This is a genomic window from Cupriavidus sp. GA3-3, from assembly GCF_000389805.1.
GTDB classification, from domain to species: Bacteria; Pseudomonadota; Gammaproteobacteria; order Burkholderiales; family Burkholderiaceae; genus Cupriavidus; species Cupriavidus necator_D.
In genome coordinates this window covers 12,809-27,944 of the sequence record NZ_KB944503.1, presented here as the reverse complement: position 1 = coordinate 27,944, position 15,136 = coordinate 12,809, and the positions used below count along the sequence as shown (strand labels likewise).

Annotated in this window: 12 protein-coding genes; 4 read left to right on the top strand and 8 right to left on the bottom strand. The window is 64.9% G+C overall.

The features are described 5' to 3' along the window. Positions 1-123: 123 nt before the first annotated feature. The 4 genes from C265_RS26875 to C265_RS26860 form a co-directional block, all read right to left on the bottom strand. Complete coding sequence (locus C265_RS26875) at positions 124-924, bottom strand: SDR family NAD(P)-dependent oxidoreductase (protein ID WP_010809274.1); 801 nt, start codon at positions 922-924, stop codon at positions 124-126. A gap of 42 nt (positions 925-966) precedes the next feature. Continuing rightward, positions 967-1,521 carry a carboxymuconolactone decarboxylase family protein gene (locus C265_RS26870; RefSeq protein WP_010809273.1) on the bottom strand — a complete coding sequence of 185 codons (555 nt, stop codon included), beginning with the start codon at positions 1,519-1,521 and terminating at the stop codon, positions 967-969. Positions 1,522-1,661: 140 nt separating this feature from the next. Next, positions 1,662-3,026: an MmgE/PrpD family protein gene (locus tag C265_RS26865; protein WP_052181687.1), complete on the bottom strand. Its 1,365-nt coding sequence runs from the start codon at positions 3,024-3,026 to the stop codon at positions 1,662-1,664. Positions 3,027-3,076: 50 nt separating this feature from the next. After that, positions 3,077-4,081, bottom strand: a complete 1,005-nt coding sequence (locus C265_RS26860) for a tripartite tricarboxylate transporter substrate binding protein (protein WP_010809271.1) — start codon at positions 4,079-4,081, stop codon at positions 3,077-3,079. A 215-nt stretch (positions 4,082-4,296) separates the two neighbouring features. Between C265_RS26860 and C265_RS26855 the strand changes: the two genes are divergently transcribed. Further along, positions 4,297-5,184 carry a LysR substrate-binding domain-containing protein gene (locus tag C265_RS26855; RefSeq protein ID WP_010809270.1) on the top strand — a complete coding sequence of 296 codons (888 nt, stop codon included), beginning with the start codon at positions 4,297-4,299 and terminating at the stop codon, positions 5,182-5,184. Positions 5,185-5,212: 28 nt separating this feature from the next. On the opposite strand, the gene C265_RS26850 is transcribed toward C265_RS26855, so the two are convergent. The 3 genes from C265_RS26850 to C265_RS26840 all read right to left on the bottom strand — a co-directional run bounded on the left by C265_RS26850 (position 5,213) and on the right by C265_RS26840 (position 8,740). Continuing rightward, complete coding sequence (locus C265_RS26850; protein ID WP_010809269.1) at positions 5,213-6,097, bottom strand: alpha/beta fold hydrolase; 885 nt, start codon at positions 6,095-6,097, stop codon at positions 5,213-5,215. Between the two features lie 296 nt (positions 6,098-6,393). Continuing rightward, positions 6,394-7,371 carry a tripartite tricarboxylate transporter substrate binding protein gene (locus C265_RS26845; RefSeq protein WP_010809268.1) on the bottom strand — a complete coding sequence of 326 codons (978 nt, stop codon included), beginning with the start codon at positions 7,369-7,371 and terminating at the stop codon, positions 6,394-6,396. 121 nt (positions 7,372-7,492) lie between these two features. Continuing rightward, positions 7,493-8,740 (bottom strand): CaiB/BaiF CoA-transferase family protein, encoded by a 1,248-nt coding sequence (locus tag C265_RS26840; protein WP_010809267.1) that lies wholly within the window; start codon positions 8,738-8,740, stop codon positions 7,493-7,495. A 453-nt stretch (positions 8,741-9,193) separates the two neighbouring features. On the opposite strand from C265_RS26840, the gene C265_RS26835 reads away from it, so the two are divergent. Next, positions 9,194-10,153 (top strand): tripartite tricarboxylate transporter substrate binding protein, encoded by a 960-nt coding sequence (locus C265_RS26835; protein WP_010809266.1) that lies wholly within the window; start codon positions 9,194-9,196, stop codon positions 10,151-10,153. A 69-nt stretch (positions 10,154-10,222) separates the two neighbouring features. Here the strand turns inward: C265_RS26835 and C265_RS26830 are convergent, their stop codons facing one another. Next, positions 10,223-10,549, bottom strand: a complete 327-nt coding sequence (locus C265_RS26830; protein ID WP_010809265.1) for a hypothetical protein — start codon at positions 10,547-10,549, stop codon at positions 10,223-10,225. Positions 10,550-11,159: 610 nt separating this feature from the next. Between C265_RS26830 and fdnG the strand changes: the two genes are divergently transcribed. Beyond that, entirely contained in the window at positions 11,160-14,249 is a 3,090-nt protein-coding gene (fdnG, locus tag C265_RS26825) for a formate dehydrogenase-N subunit alpha (RefSeq protein WP_010809264.1), read from the top strand. Next, complete coding sequence (gene fdxH, locus C265_RS26820) at positions 14,246-15,136, top strand: formate dehydrogenase subunit beta (RefSeq protein ID WP_010809263.1); 891 nt, start codon at positions 14,246-14,248, stop codon at positions 15,134-15,136. Before fdnG ends, fdxH begins: the two co-directional genes overlap by 4 nt.

Sequence of the window (15,136 nt, the reverse complement as noted above, 5' to 3'; positions counted from 1 at the left end):
AAAGAGGGTTAACCGTGGCGACGGGACGGGGTAACCGACAACACGGCACGCAGCAATGAGTCTTTGCCAGCCGCAGCTTGCAGCCAGCCCAGCGGCGAACGGTCGTCCGGCACCGGATGCTGATCAGTCGCAGCGTACGCTCATGCCACCGTCGACCACGATCTCCGTGCCGGTGACGAAGCGCGCCTCGTCGGATGCCAGGAACAGCGCCGCATTGGCGGTATCGCGGCCATCGCCCATGAACCCGAGCGGAATACGTGCCTGGCGCTGGGCCAGCAGTGAGTCGACATCACCGCCCGCACGTTGCCCGGCAAGGCGCGCCTCCACCATGGGCGTATGCATCTGGCCGGGGATCACCGTGTTGACGCGAATGTTCTTCCTGGCGTACTCGACCGCGACCACGCGCGAGAGTTGAATGATTGCCGCCTTGGCCGAGGCGTAGCCGACCTGGGCCGAACCGGTCCAGCGCATGCCCGAAGTCGACGCGGTATTGACGATGGCGCCGCCGCCCTGCCGCTCCATGTGCGGCAGCACGTGCTTGCAGGTCAGGAAGACACTCTTCAGGTTGAAGTTGAGCTGGCGGTCCCAGTCTTCTTCGCTAAGCTGCACCGGGCCACCCCTGGCCGAGCCGCCGACGTTGTTGACCAGCACATCCACGCGCCCGAAGCGCGCCACGCAGGCATCGACCATGGCCTTGACCGCGGCGGTGTCGGTCACGTCGCACAGGTGCGAGTCAAACTCTGCACCCGCGGCGTCCAGCCGCTCCAGCGTTTCACGCATCGCGTCAGCGCTTTTGTCGACGGCAAAGATCTTTGCGCCTTCCTGTGCAAAGCGCACCGCAACGGCGCGGCCATTGCCCCAACCGGGGCCGACGCAACCCGCGCCGGTAACGATGACAACCTTTCCTTCGAGACGGCCTGACATACGGAGTCCTTTTGTGTTTCGGGGTAACGGTTTGAACGGAATTCAGGCGCGCACCAGCTCCGGCGCGCTGCCGGCCGGGGGCATGACACCAAAAGCGTTGATCGTCATCGAGATCAGCGTGTAGTAGCCCGCCAGGCCAACGAGGTCCACCACCTGGTCCTTGCCCAGCACCGCCATCGCGCGCTGGTAAAGTTGGTCCGGCACATTGCGCGTGGCGTGCAGCACAGTCAGGAACTCATGGATCACGCGCTCATCCTCCTTGACGAAGGCCGGCTCACGGCCGGTGCGGATCGCCTCGACCACGTCTTCGGCCACGCCTGCCTTCAGCGCGATGGGCTTGTGTGCCCACCATTCGAATTCGGACATCCAGATGCGGGCCATCACCAGGATGGCCAGCTCCGACAGCCGCGGCGGCAACGACGAGTCATAGCGGCAGTACTGGCCCAGCGCCTGCGCGCGGTTGGCCAGGCCCGGGCGGTGCAGCCACATCGCAAGCGGCCCGCGAACCTGCCCGCGCGGACCGGCGGCAATGGCCGCGTGGACTTCCTGCTGCTCGGGCGTCAGTTCTTCGGGTTTCAGTGGCTTGAGGCGTTCCATTCGCTTGCGCTCCGTGTCGATGGTCGGAAGCGGAACGCAGGCCAGGGCACCGATGGGGCGCGATGCGACTGGGTCGGCCGGGCTGTCTCCGCTTCATTGTTGGTTTGATGAAAGCTATTCTGGTCGCCGGCATTCCGGCTTCAGGCGACGGATTCGGCGGCGGCGAGGATGTGGCGCACCGGCGTCGTCGCCAGCTTGCCAAATGCGTCGATCAGCACCTCAACCTGCGCGGGCGCAAGCACGTCCGCCGTCAAGGCGCGGAACTTGTCCCGGATGGCTGCCATGCGCGCCGGATTCTCCGCGGAACCCGACGGGTTGGCCTGGTACGCACGCAGCGGCTCACCGTTCTTCGACATCAGCTCCACCCAGCCACAGAAGCTGGCCGGATACAGCGCGTCGAGTTCGGGGTCGCGTACGATCTCGATCGCGTTGGCCAGCGCGATGATCTTCGGATCCGCCAGGCGGGCCTGCCCGAACTGCGCCGGCAGCACCTCGCCATCCAGCAGCGCCACCGCCAGCGCGTAACGGGCGCTCATCTGCGCGTTCAGCACACTGCCCGGCGCATAGCGGTAGCCGCATTGCACATCGACAACGGCCGGCATGCCGACGCGAATCGGCCCCTGCCCCGCCCAGTCGGCACGCAGCCGCAGCGCACCATCGACATGCGCATGGGCACTGCCGCAGCAAGCATAGGGCTTGAAGTTGGTCCGGGGCATGTGCCAGTCGCTGCCCAGCCCTGCCAGCAGCCTTTCCGGTTTGGGCGACTCCGAGAACGCCTTGAGCCAGCCGCCGTCCCCGGTCTCGAACAACTGCGTCGGGCCGGTCAGGCCGCGCGCCGCCAGTTCGGCAGCCATCACGCCGGCCTGAGCGCCGCGCCCCGGATGGAAGCGCTTCGAATCCGCGCCGTCGCAAGCGAACGCAAACAGTCCGCCCGACTGGGTGCCGGCAAGACCCAGCGCCCACGCCGTGCGCTCGGCGTCGAGCCCCAGCATCACCGCCGATGCCGCGGCTCCGCCCAGTGGCGCGCACACGGCGGTCATATGCCATCCCTTCATCCTGGCCAGCGCCGGCTGCAGCGCCAGTGAGCAGCGGATCATGGTTTCGTAGCCGACGGCAATAGCGGTTTCGACCCGCTCGGGCGGCACCTCGAGCGTCTCCGCCAACGCGAAGACCGCCGGCAATACGACCGCGCCCAAGTGGACCTTTGCATTATGGAAGTCGTCCAGCTCGTACGCGTGTGCAGCGGCGCCATTGACCAGCGCGGCATCGGCGGCGCGGTACGTCCTGCCCCGCCGGCCCCATGCGCGTGCCCCGCCATCGCACGGAGCGAGGTAACCATCGTCGGCCCAGCCACGGATAGCCTGCGACCAGGGCTCGTCATGCCCGGTCAGGCCGGCGCCGAACGTATCCAGCGAGAGTCCGGCGACCGCCTGCCGCACCGCGTCCGACAGGTCGGCGTTGCGGATGCCGGCGATCCATCCGGCGAGCTCCCGGGTGATGGCCATCGGTTGCGTTTGTTGATGCATGCTTGCTTGTCCTTGTCCCTGCCCTTCGCTCAATCGATACGGATGCTGGCTGCCTTGACGATGCCCGCGACCTTGTCGATCTCATCCTTGATCACCACCTTGAACTGTTCAGGCGTGGACTGCACGGTTTCAAAGGCCAGTTCGTCGAAGCGCGTCTTAAGACTGGCTTCGCGCACGGCCTTGTTGACCTCCTGCGAGAGCTTGCGGGTGATCTCCGCAGGCAGGTTGGCGGGACCCCAGAGCCCGTACCACGACAGCAACTCGAACCCGGGCAGGCCACTCTCGGCAACGGTCGGCACGCCGGGAAGCTGCGGAATACGCTTGCTGCTGGTGACCGCCAGCACCTTCAGCCGCCCCGCCTTGACGAACGGATATGCGCCTGGCATCGGCGACACCGCCGCCGACACGTGACCGCCCATCACGTCGTTCAACTGCGGCACGGCGCCCTTGTAGGACACGATATCCATCTCCAGCTTGAAGGCGTGGCGGATCATCTCCTCGGCCAGGTGGCTGGTGGTGCCTAGCCCGGAGGTGGCCCAGGTGTAGGTCCGCGGCTTGGCTTTCGCCAGCTTGACCAGGTCGCGCAGCGAGCTGGTGGGGAGGCTGGTGTTGGCGACGACGATCAGCGGCACATGCCCCACCTGTGCGATCGGGGTGAAATCCCTGATCGCGTCGTAAGGGGCGTTCTTCGCGACCAGCGGCAGGTAGACCTGGCTGGAGGCATTGAAGAGCAGCGTATAGCCGTCAGCCGATGCCTTCGCCACCGCTTCGGACCCGATCATGCCCGACGCGCCCGGTCGGTTCTCGATAACGATCGCTTGCCCAAGCTGACGCTGCAGCTGTGCAGCCACCAGGCGCCCGACTGTATCGATCGAGCCGCCCGGGGTGTAAGGGATGATCATCTTGATCGGGCGATTGGGATACGCCTCGCTCGCGAACGCCGCCGGCTGCGATCCGACCATCATGGCCATCATCGCGATCGCGCCGATCCCACCCAGCGCCGCACGCCGCCCTGTTCTGCCTGTCTTGTTCATGGCTGTCTCCTTGGTTTTTGCGCGGTCTCCAAAGGCTTCCGGATCCTTTCGTCCGCATGCCGCCGCGCTATGCAGGCCACTGTAGGGACGGGCCGGCAGACCGTCCAATACTGTTTCGCACCATGAGTTATAGGGCTGGCATATGACACGGCAGCGCGCTACCCCGGGTTGGTTGCGGCTATCCTAGTACCTTGTCCCGCAAGGAAATCAGCACCATGGAACTCCGGCAACTGCTCTATTTCGTGACCGTCGCGGATGAGTTGAACTTCAGCAAGGCGGCGGTGCGGCTGCACATGTCGCAGCCACCGCTCTCCCAGCAAATCAAGGCACTGGAAGACGAGATGGGCGTGGAGCTGTTGGTGCGCAATCGCCGGGAAGTGCGCCTGACCGACGCGGGCCGTGCCTTCCAGGCAGACTGCCGCGCCGTGCTCGAACAGGTGCGCGTAGCCGTGACCACCGCGCGGCGCACGGCGGCCGGCGACATCGGCACACTGCAGATCGGCATGGTGACGTCAGGCATCTTCCATGTGCTGCCTACCATCCTGACGCGCATGGCAGAGCGTTTTCCCGGACTGCATATCGCCGTGACCGACATGGGCTCGGCCGACCAGGCGCATGCCGTGATGCAGGGCAAGCTCGATATCGGCATCGTGCATTCGATCCCGACGCGCAGCGGCCTCGGCAAGACGCCGATCTTCACCGAGTATTTCACTATCGTCGTGCCCGAGGGCCACGAACTCGCCGCAAGGCCGGCGCTGGCGCTCCGCGACCTCGAGGGCGTGCCGCTGGTGGCATTCTCGCGTGAGCACGCGCCGGCGCTGTTCGACGGCATGATCGCCTCATGCCTGCATGCCGGCTTCAGTCCCGTCATTGCGCATACGGCGCGCAATCCGCTGACCACTTTCCAGATGGTAAAGCTCGGCCTGGGCGTGGCGCTGGTGCCGCGTTCCTACGCCCGCGCCGGGCTGCCAGGCGTGGTGTTCCGCGAGATCGGCCAGACCGCTGGCCACATCCAGCTCTATGCAATCTGGCGTGAGCAGGCGCCCAGCGATCTGGTCATGCGGGTCGTGAGCGAAGTGATGAGCGAACCGATCGGCTACTAAGCCGCATCTCGGCACCGTCATACCGCCTTCAAGCCACCGTGCTTCGCGCCGGAGACAGCGCAGCCACATAGTCGATGATCGCCGCCACAACCTCGTCCAGCCGCTCCGGCAGCAAGGCATGCGCGGCATCGCGGATGGTGAGGTTGGTCACGCGCTCACCCAGGTAGTCACGCAGCACATTGGCATAGCGCTGCGGTGCAATCACATCGTACTCAGCCTGCACATTCAGGATCGGCACGTTGCCGCCAGCGAAGAAGTCATCGACCGGTGTGCGCTTCTGAGCCAGCGTCTGCATCGTCATCAGCTCCGTGTTCCAGCCTTGCAGCCACGGTGCAGGATCATTGCACGGCGCGAAGAATACGGCGCGCAGGCTTTCCAGGCGCACCGCGTCCGGCAGGCTGGTATCGCCGCAGCGCTCGATCTGGGCGCGTACCTCCGGCGGAATCGGCACGGCATCGACGTCCTTCGGCACCTTGCCCGCCGAGCCGGCCAGCAGGACCAGCGCGCGCACCAGGTCGGGCCGGTCGCTGGCCACGGTGCGGGCGATCCAGTTGCCATGGGCATGCCCGACGATCACGACCGGCGCCTGGCCGGCATGCTCGATCACGGCCGCGATATCGCCTGCCCAGTCGTGCAACGTCTTGTCGGCAAGCGGGCCGACGCTGCGGCCATTGCCGCGCGGCTCCGGGCAGAGCACGCGATAACCGGCAGCCGCAAGCGGCTCGGCCAGTTCCAGCATGTCAGTTGCGCCGCGGCCGAGCGATGGCAGCAAGACGATGGCCGGGCCGGCACCCAGCTCGTAGACCTCGATGGAGATCGCCGCCGAGCGCGTTACTTCATAGCGCCGGACTGCGCTCTGCTTGTCCCCGGCGTGCGATGTTGCCTGCGCTTGCTGCTCGGTGTTGCCTGGCATGGCCTGGTCTCCTCAGTGTGCTGGTCAGGACAACGGCGTCCTGCACCTTGTGCGCACCACTGTACCGAGGCCATTATTTAAATTCCAATATGGAATCTGACTGAGAGTTATAGGGCTGGCGTGCAACAAGCAAGCCCTGGAGAACGCGCAGAAGGCAAACGGATTGAAGAGCAAATGAGAAGTGTCGGGGGAAGACTCCTGGTAGCCCGTGGCAGCCACTTCCCGCGGCGAAGGCCACTCCAACCTCGCCAACTGGCACCGGGCACGCCATTGCAGCGTGCCCGGCTTGCAGACGCTTACTCGACCGCGATGCCTTTCTCGCGGATCACCTTGCCCCACTTGGAATAGTCCTGCTGGATGCGCTGGCCCATCTGCGCCGGCGCCTGGTAGTTGGCAATGGCGCCGGCCTTCAGCAACTTGTCCTGTACATCCTTGTCGGCCAGGATCTTGCCGACCTCGCCCGACACGCGGTCCACCACCTCCATGGGCGTTCCCGGCGGCGCCAGCAGGCCGCCCCAGGAAACGGCGTCGTAGCCCTTGAAGCCTTGCTCGGCAATGGTCTTGACGTCCGGCAGCATGCTCACGCGCTGCGGCGAGCCGACCGCGATGGCGCGCAGCTTGCCCGCCTGGATGTGCGGCAGCGCGGCGACGAGATCGGCGTACATGATCGGGACCTGGCCACCGAGGGTGTCGCTGATGGCGGGCACGCCGCCCTTGTAGGGCACGTGCTGCATCTCGAAGCCGCCCATCTGCTTGAGCAGTTCCATGCTCAGGTGGCCGAAGCTGCCCGCGCCGGAGCTGGTGTAATTGAGCTTGCCCGGCTGTGCCTTGGCCTGTGCGATCAGCTTGGGCAGGTCGGTCACGTTGGGCAGCAGCGTCGGGTTGACCACCACCACGATCGGCAGGTCATAGACGGTGGCCACGGGCGTGAAGTCCTTGGTCGTGTCGTAGCCCGCTTTCTTGTACAGGTGCGGCGCCAGCAGCGTGGGCGTGGCCAGCATCATCAGCGTGTAGCCGTCAGGCGCGCTCTTGGCTACCTGCGCGGCAGCGATGGAACCCGATGCACCGGCGCGGTTCTCGACCACGACGGGCTGCTTCAGGCGCTCGGCCAGCTTCTGGCCGACGATGCGCGACGCAGTATCCGTGGGCCCGCCCGGCGGGAACGGCACGACAAGCTTGATCGGCTTGCTGGGCCAGGATTGCGCGAAAGCGCTGCCGGCGAGCAGCGGCACTGCGGCCAGGGCCAGAATGGCACGACGCCGGGAGTGGACCATACGGGTGAAATTTCGAGTGCGCACGATGTTGTTCCAGTTTGAATCAGTGCAAGGGAACCCAAGCCCCCCTTGCCGGGCAGGGCTGCGCGGACGCCCATGAGCGTCCGCGCGGCGCGAATACTCAGGCTTGCTGAGGTGCCTCGGGCAGCGTCAGCACGCCGCGGGCCTGCAGGTCCTGCAACTGCTCATCGCTCATCTGCAGCAGGTTCTGCAGTACCGCCCGCGTGCCCTCGCCCAGCGTGGGCGGCGCGTTGCGGATCGGCAGGCGCTGGCCATCCAGACGATATGGGGGCGCGAACACGTGCGTGCTGCCTGCCACGGGATGGGGCATCTCGCGCAGCAGACCGCCCTCGCGGGTCCGTTCGCTGGTCAAAGCCTCGTGCAGTCCCGCCACCTTGCCGCAGGGAATGCCGCAGGCGGTCATGCGCTCGAGCAGCAGGTCGCGCGCAAAGCTGCGGATCAGGCCCGTGATCAGCGGGGTCAGCGTCTCGCGGTTTCTGGCGCGCTCCACATTGGTGGCATAGCGCGGGTCCTCGACGATGTCCGGACGCTCGATGACCTGGCGGCAGAACTTGTCGAACTGGCTGTTGTTGCCCACCGCGATGATCAGCGGGCCATCGGCGGACTCGAACATGCCATAGGGCACGATGGACGGATGGGCATTGCCATAGCGGGCGGGGTCGCGCCCGAGCAGCATGGCGTCCAGGCCGTAGTAGCCGGTGACCATCAGCCCGCAGTCGTACAGCGCCATCTCGATCAGCTGGCCCTTGCCCTTGCGCTCGCGGCGGAACAAGGCAGCCAGCACCGCCTGCGCGGCATACATGCCGGTCATCAGGTCCACCACGGCTACGCCGAACTTCAGCGGCGGCGTGTCGGCTTCGCCGTTGAGCGCCATGAGGCCGGCCTCACCCTGGATCACCAGGTCGTAGCCGGGACGCTTGGCCTCGGGGCCGCTGGTGTTGTAGCCGGAAACCGCGCAGTAGATCAGCTCGGGCTTGATCGCCTTGAGCTGTTCGTAGCCAAGGCCCAGCTTCTCGGCCCCGCCGGTCTTGAAATTGTGGATGACCACGTCGAACTGCGGCAGCAGGTCGTAGACAATCTGCACGCCTTCCTTGCTCTGCAGATCCAGCGTGATGGACCGCTTGTTGCGGTTCATGCTGTTGTAGTAGGTGGTCTCGGTCTTGCCGATGCGCATGCCCCAGTCGCGCGTGTCGTCGCCGCGGCCGGGGTGCTCCACCTTGACCACCTCCGCGCCGAAATCGGCCAGTACCTGGCCACACAGCGGCCCCGCAAACACGCGCGACAAGTCGAGTACGCGCACGCCCTCAAGCGGGAAATCGATGCCTTGGGATTGATCAGGCGTCTGCATTGTTGGTCTCCATGGGCTGTTTCGAGGCACGAGCCGTCTGTGAGTAATCGTAGCTTATGTCGGGCTGGCGTCACGCGATGCCGGCAGGGCTGCCACATAGCGCAGCACGCTGGATGGCGCGTGCCGGAATCCCGAACGTCGGTACCGGCGATGAAGACTCAGCGCATCGCCGACGACGGTGCGACAGAAGGAAGCAGAAGCTCTTCCTCGGGCGTGAAAGGTCCCCATCGCGGTCAGCCTAGCATTCTTGCTTGGATAAATACGCTATACAATCCCTCTTCACATTGACAAAATGTTCAATAAAATTTGACAGTTGATCCTGGGGGCGGGCGAAGCGCGGTGCGCGCCCAGGCATTTGACCCATAACATCGATATTAGACGCGCGCGTCACCTTGCCCTCTTCCGGGATCCGGGCGCCTCGTCACACACCGACAATCATTCGAGGAGATTCCGTTGAAGCCGTCGAGCAAACACATTGTTGCGCTGCTGCTGGCCGTCGCCAGCACCGCCCGCGCCGCCTATCCGGACCGCCCTATCAAGCTGATCGTGCCGTTCCCGCCCGGACAGGCCACTGACATCTTCGCGCGCGCCCTGGCCGAGAGGCTGGGCAAGCAGCTAGGCCAGTCAATCGTGGTGGAAAACCGCGCCGGCGCCGGCGGCAACATCGGCATGGAAGTGGCCGCGAAAGCCCCGGCAGACGGCTACACGCTCGTCATGGGCGGCAGCGCGATGGCCATCAACCAGACGCTGTACAAGAAGACCAATTACGATCCGCGTCAGGACTTCGCGCCGATCTCGGGTGTGTTCTCGGTGCCGCTGGTGTTCCTGGCTACGCCACAATCGGGCTTCACGTCATTGCGCGACCTGATCGCCAAGGCCAAGGCCGCACCGGGCAAGTACAGCTATGCCAGCGCTGGCATCGGCGGCACGCAGCACCTGTCTGCCGAGATGCTCAAAGCGCAGACCGGCGTGTTTATCGTGCATATTCCCTACAAGGGCAGCGGCCCCGCGCAGGCGGATTTCCTGGGCAACCAGATTCCGCTGATGGTCGATTCCGTGACCGCCGCCCTGCCGCTGATCCAGACCAGCAAGGCCGTGCCGCTTGCTGTAACAACGTCAAAGCGCGTGCCGCAGTTGCGGTCGGTGCCAACCGTGCGTGAGGAAGGCGTACCGGGTTTCGAAGCGCTTGGATGGGCGGTGATGATGGCGCCCGCGGGCACGCCGCCGGCAATCGTCAATCAGCTCAATGCGGAGACGGTGAAGGCACTGCAATCGCCCGAACTGCACAAGTTCATTACGGATCGCGGGTCGGAGCCGATGCCGATGACTCCGGTTGAGACGGGGAAGTTTGTGGATAGCGAGATTCGGAAGTGGGCGACAGTCGTGAAACGGTCGGGCGCAACGGCGGATTGAGGGGGCGAAGTGGTCGCCCATGCGCCATTCCTGGCGTCGCAGCCGGATGCCAGCCCAGCCGGTCGCCGCTTACAGCGGCCCGGGCAGCGTCTTCAGGCCGACCCAGAGCACCACGATGACAACATTGACCGGCACGCAGAGCGCTCCGGGCACGTAGAAGAGTGCTGACAGCGCAGGCGCGGACAGCACCAACTCCACCACGCTACCCAGCCCATAGCAGCAGACACCGCACCAGAGCCAGCGCCGCATGTAGGTTAGCAGCCAATGCGCGCGCGCCTTGTTGAAATGCCAGGCGAGGGCTCGTTCAGCGCGGTTGCCTTTGCTGGCGTCCCGGTACAGCCAGCCGAAGAAGAAGTAGCGGTACAGCAGGGCGCGAAATGTCAGCTCTTGCGTCATCACTCATCTGGCCTCTGCCAGCCCATGGAGTGCAAAGATCTTCAAGCCCTCGCCGCATGCAGGAATGCCAGCGGCACAGGCCAATTGCCGTTCTGTTCAATATCATTGGTAGAAACGGCCAGCATGGAAGTCAAGCGTGACGCTTCCTTGGGGCATGAGCCGCCCGCGCCGAACCGGACTTTCCCCTATTTGGAGTAATCGGCCGGTCGTGCTACGCTCCTCAGCGAGCGATACCCGTCCCGACGTCGTGCCCCGGTGGGGCCGCGCATCTGCAGGGCAATCCGCAGGGCGTTTCGGGCTCATTCTCATCGCTTATCCAAATTAGTCTGCATTCGAACCTGAGCGGCATTTCTCCGCTCGTGGAGCCGTGCGCGCGGAAAACCGGCACGGATGACGTCGCGTCGTGACCGGCGCCGCGACGTCATTTGTGGTTGGTCATCCTCTTGCGCATGCACCTCAGGGACGTGCCGGACGGGGCATCTCCGTGATCGATCGCGATCCGGACGCCCCGAGGATACGTGCGCCCAAATGAAGCTGCGGGTCTCGAATGCGATCGCCCCCACCCCTGGCAGCAGGGATGGGCGGAAGAAGAAATGACGATGAGACCACGATGACCTACACCACCAATATCGGACGTCGGCAGTTCCTCAAGATCCTTGGCTTTGGATCTGTTGCCGTCTCGGCCTCGGCGCTGGGCCTGGGTACTGCCTGGGCGCAGGCGCCTGCCGGCGTGCGCCCCTACAAGCTGCTGCGTGCGAAAGAGACGCGCAACAACTGCACCTATTGCTCGGTCGGGTGCGGCCTGCTGATGTATTCGCTGGGTGACGGCGCCAGGAACGCGAAGCCCCGCATCTTCCACATCGAGGGGGATCCCGATCACCCGGTCAGCCGTGGTTCGCTCTGTCCCAAGGGCGCCGGGCTGCTGGACATCGTCCATTCGAAGAACCGGTTGCAGTATCCGGAATATCGCGCGCCGGGATCAAAGGAGTGGGTGCGCATCAGTTGGGACGATGCGACCAGGCGCATCGCCCGCCTGCTGAAGGACGACCGCGACAAGAACTTCATCGCGCGCAACGACAAGGGCCAGCTGGTCAACCGCTGGCTCAGTTCGGGCATGCTCGCCTCGTCGGCGGCATCTAACGAAACCGGGGTTCTCGACTTCAAGTTTGCCCGATCGCTGGGCATGCTGGCGCTGGACTGCCAGGCGCGCCTGTGCCACGGGCCAACGGTTTCGGCGCTGGGGCCGTCCTTCGGGCGCGGCGCGATGACGAATCACTGGGTGGACATCAAGAACGCCAATGTCGTCATCGTCATGGGCGGCAACCCGGCCGAGGCCCATCCGGTCGGCTTCAAGTGGGTGATCGAGGCCAAGATCAGGAACAAGGCCAAGGTCATCGTCATTGATCCGCGCTTCAACCGCACCGCCTCGGTTGCCGATATCTTCTCGCCGATCCGGGCGGGGTCGGACACGGCATTCCTGATGGGCATGGTCAACTGGCTGCTGCAGCACGACAAGATCCAGCACGACTATGTACGCGCGTACACCAACGCGTCGCTGATCGTACGCGAGGATTTCGGCTTCGACGAAGGGTTGTTCTCGGGCTTCGATCCGCAGAAGCTCGTCTACGACAAATCCTCCTGGAACTATGAGCTGGACGCGGCGGGGAACGCGAAACGCGATCCCTCGATGCGCCATCCGCGCTGCGTGCTGAGCCTGCTGAAGCAGCACGTGTCACGCTACACGCCCGAGAAGGTCGAGGAGATCACCGGCGTCCGCAAGGCCGACTTCCTGCAGATCGCCGAGATCGTCGGCTCGTGCTCGGCGAAGGACAAGACCCTGACCTGGCTTTACGCACTCGGCTGGACGCACCACACCGGTGGCGCGCAGATCATCCGCGGCGCCGCGATGATCCAGCTGCTGCTGGGCAATGTCGGTATGTCCGGCGGCGGCGTCAATGCGCTGCGCGGGCATTCCAATATCCAGGGCTATACCGACCTTGGCCTGCTGTCAGTGCGGCTGCCGGGCTACATGGACCTGCCCGCCGACAGGCAGCAGACCCTGAAGCAATACCTGGCCGATGCCACGCCCAAGGCCGTGCTGCCCGATCAGGTGAACTACTGGAAGAACCTGCCCAAGTTCTTCGTCTCACTGCAGAAGAACCTGTTCGGCAAGCATGCCACTGCGGAAAACAACTGGGCCTTCGACCTGCTGCCGAAATGGGACCGCAGCTACGACATGCTGGCCTATTTCGACCTGATGTACGAGGGCAAGGTCAACGGCTATGTCGTCCAGGGGTTCAACCCGCTGGCGGCGATGCCTGACAAGAACAAGACCTCGGCCGCGCTGTCGAAACTGAAGTTCCTCGTGGTCATCGACCCGCTGGTGACCGAGACCTCCAACTTCTGGCGCAACGAAGGCAAGTTCAACGACGTCAAGACCGAAGAGATCATGACCGAGGTCTTCCGGCTGCCGTCGAGCTGCTTTGCCGAGGAAGACGGGACGGTCGTGAACTCCGGCCGCTGGCTGCAATGGCACTACGCGGGCCAGCAGCCGCCGGGCGAGGCGCGTCATGACCCGGCCATCCTCGGCGGCATCATGATGGAGCTGCGGCGGCTCTACGAGAAGGAAGGCGGCGCCTGCCCGGAACAGGTGCTGCACATGACCTGGGACGAGGCGACCTATCACGATCCGCACAGCCCGCATCCCGAGGAAATGGCCAAGGAAGCCAATGGCTACGCGCTGGCAGACGTGTTCGACGAGACCGGCAAGAAGATCCTGCGCAAGGGCCAGCTGCTGGATTCGTTCGCCCAACTGCGCGACGACGGCACCACCTCAAGCTACTGCTGGATCTTCGCCGGTTCCTGGACCGAGGCGGGCAACCAGATGGCCAGGCGCGACAACACCGACACCGGCCTGGGCAACACGCCGGGCTGGGCCTGGTCGTGGCCCGCGAACCGCCGCATCCTCTACAACCGCGCCTCGATGGACGAGATGGGGAACCCCTGGGACCCCAAGCGCCAGATCCTGCATTGGAACGGCGAGAAATGGGTGGGCGCTGACGTGCCCGACTTTCCGCTCACTGCGGCGCCCGGCACGCCCGTCGGCCCCTTCATCATGCTGCCCGAAGGCGTCGGGCGCCTGTTCTCCGTCGGCGGCATGACCGACGGCCCCTTCCCCGAGCATTACGAGCCGGTTGAAAGCCCGATCGCCAAGAACCCCCTGCACGACAAGGTCACGCACAACCCGACCGCCCGCATCTTCCAGAACGATGCGCAGCGGATGGGCAACCGCACCGAGTTCCCCTATGTCGCCACGACCTATTCCATCACGGAACTGTTCCGCCACTGGACCAAGCACTCGCACCTGAACGCCATGCTCCAGCCCGAGCAATTCGTCGAGATCGGCGAAAAGCTGGCCGCGGACAAGGGCATCGCGCATGGCGACACAGTGAAGATCACGACCAAGCGCGGCCATATCACTGCCAAGGCCGTGGTGACCAAGCGCATGCGCACGCTCCGGGTGGCCGGGCAGGCGGTCGATCAGATCGGCATCCCCTGCCATTGGGGCTTCGAGGGGGCGACCCGCAAGGGCTATCTCGCCAACACGCTTGCGCCCGGTGTCGGCGACGCCAATTCGCAAACGCCGGAATTCAAGGCATTCCTTGTAAACATTGAAAAAGTGGCGGGAGCGCAAACATGAACTCGCAGAACATCATCCGTAGCTCGGCCTCGTCGGAGCTGACACCCGCCCCTCGTATCCGCGACCATCAGATGGAAGTGGCCAAGCTGATCGACGTGTCGATCTGCATCGGCTGCAAGGCGTGCCAGGTCGCCTGCAACGAATGGAACGACCTGCGCGGCGACGTGCAGGAGAATGTCGGCGTCTACGACAATCCGCGCGACCTGTCGCCCAACACCTGGACCCTGATGCGCTTCACCGAGCATGAGGACCAGGCGGGCAAGCTGGAATGGCTGATCCGCAAGGACGGCTGCATGCATTGCGAGGATCCCGGCTGCCTGAAAGCCTGCCCGGCGCCGGGCGCCATCGTCCAGTACGCCAACGGCATCGTCGACTTCCAGTCCGACCTGTGCATCGGCTGCGGCTATTGCGTCGCGGGCTGCCCCTTCGACGTGCCGCGTATTTCCAAGCTGGACAACAAGGCCTACAAGTGCACGCTGTGCTCGGACCGCGTCTCGGTCGGGCAGGAGCCTGCCTGCGTCAAGACCTGCCCGACCGGCGCCATCGCCTTTGGCTCGAAGGCAGAGATGCAATCCCTTGCCGGCGAGCGCGTGGCCGAGTTGAATGAGCGCGGCTATGCCAGGGCCGGCCTGTATGACCCGGCGGGGGTCGGCGGCACCCACGTGATGTATGTGCTGCAACATGCCGACGACCCGAAGCGTTACGCGGGCTTGCCGAAGGACCCGGAGATCAGCTCGGTGGTCTCCGGCTGGAAGGATGGCCTGAAACCCGTAGCCGGCTTCGTCGGCGCGGCGGCGGTCGTGGGCATGGCGGCGCATTTCATGGCGGTCGGCCCCAACATCACCGAATCAGACGAACACGACGCCCCGACTGACGGCGCAGCATAA

Bases quoted from the DNA above. Each gene is read 5' to 3' on its own strand.
- C265_RS26875 (WP_010809274.1), bottom strand. From the start codon at position 924: ATGTCAGGCCGTCTCGAAGGAAAGGTTGTCATCGTTACCGGCGCGGGT.
- C265_RS26870 (WP_010809273.1), bottom strand. From the start codon at position 1,521: ATGGAACGCCTCAAGCCACTGAAACCCGAAGAACTGACGCCCGAGCAG.
- C265_RS26865 (WP_052181687.1), bottom strand. From the start codon at position 3,026: ATGGCCATCACCCGGGAGCTCGCCGGATGGATCGCCGGCATCCGCAAC.
- C265_RS26860 (WP_010809271.1), bottom strand. From the start codon at position 4,081: ATGAACAAGACAGGCAGAACAGGGCGGCGTGCGGCGCTGGGTGGGATC.
- C265_RS26855 (WP_010809270.1), top strand. From the start codon at position 4,297: ATGGAACTCCGGCAACTGCTCTATTTCGTGACCGTCGCGGATGAGTTG.
- C265_RS26850 (WP_010809269.1), bottom strand. From the start codon at position 6,097: ATGCCAGGCAACACCGAGCAGCAAGCGCAGGCAACATCGCACGCCGGG.
- C265_RS26845 (WP_010809268.1), bottom strand. From the start codon at position 7,371: ATGGTCCACTCCCGGCGTCGTGCCATTCTGGCCCTGGCCGCAGTGCCG.
- C265_RS26840 (WP_010809267.1), bottom strand. From the start codon at position 8,740: ATGCAGACGCCTGATCAATCCCAAGGCATCGATTTCCCGCTTGAGGGC.
- C265_RS26830 (WP_010809265.1), bottom strand. From the start codon at position 10,549: ATGACGCAAGAGCTGACATTTCGCGCCCTGCTGTACCGCTACTTCTTC.
- fdnG (WP_010809264.1), top strand. From the start codon at position 11,160: ATGACCTACACCACCAATATCGGACGTCGGCAGTTCCTCAAGATCCTT.
- fdxH (WP_010809263.1), top strand. From the start codon at position 14,246: ATGAACTCGCAGAACATCATCCGTAGCTCGGCCTCGTCGGAGCTGACA.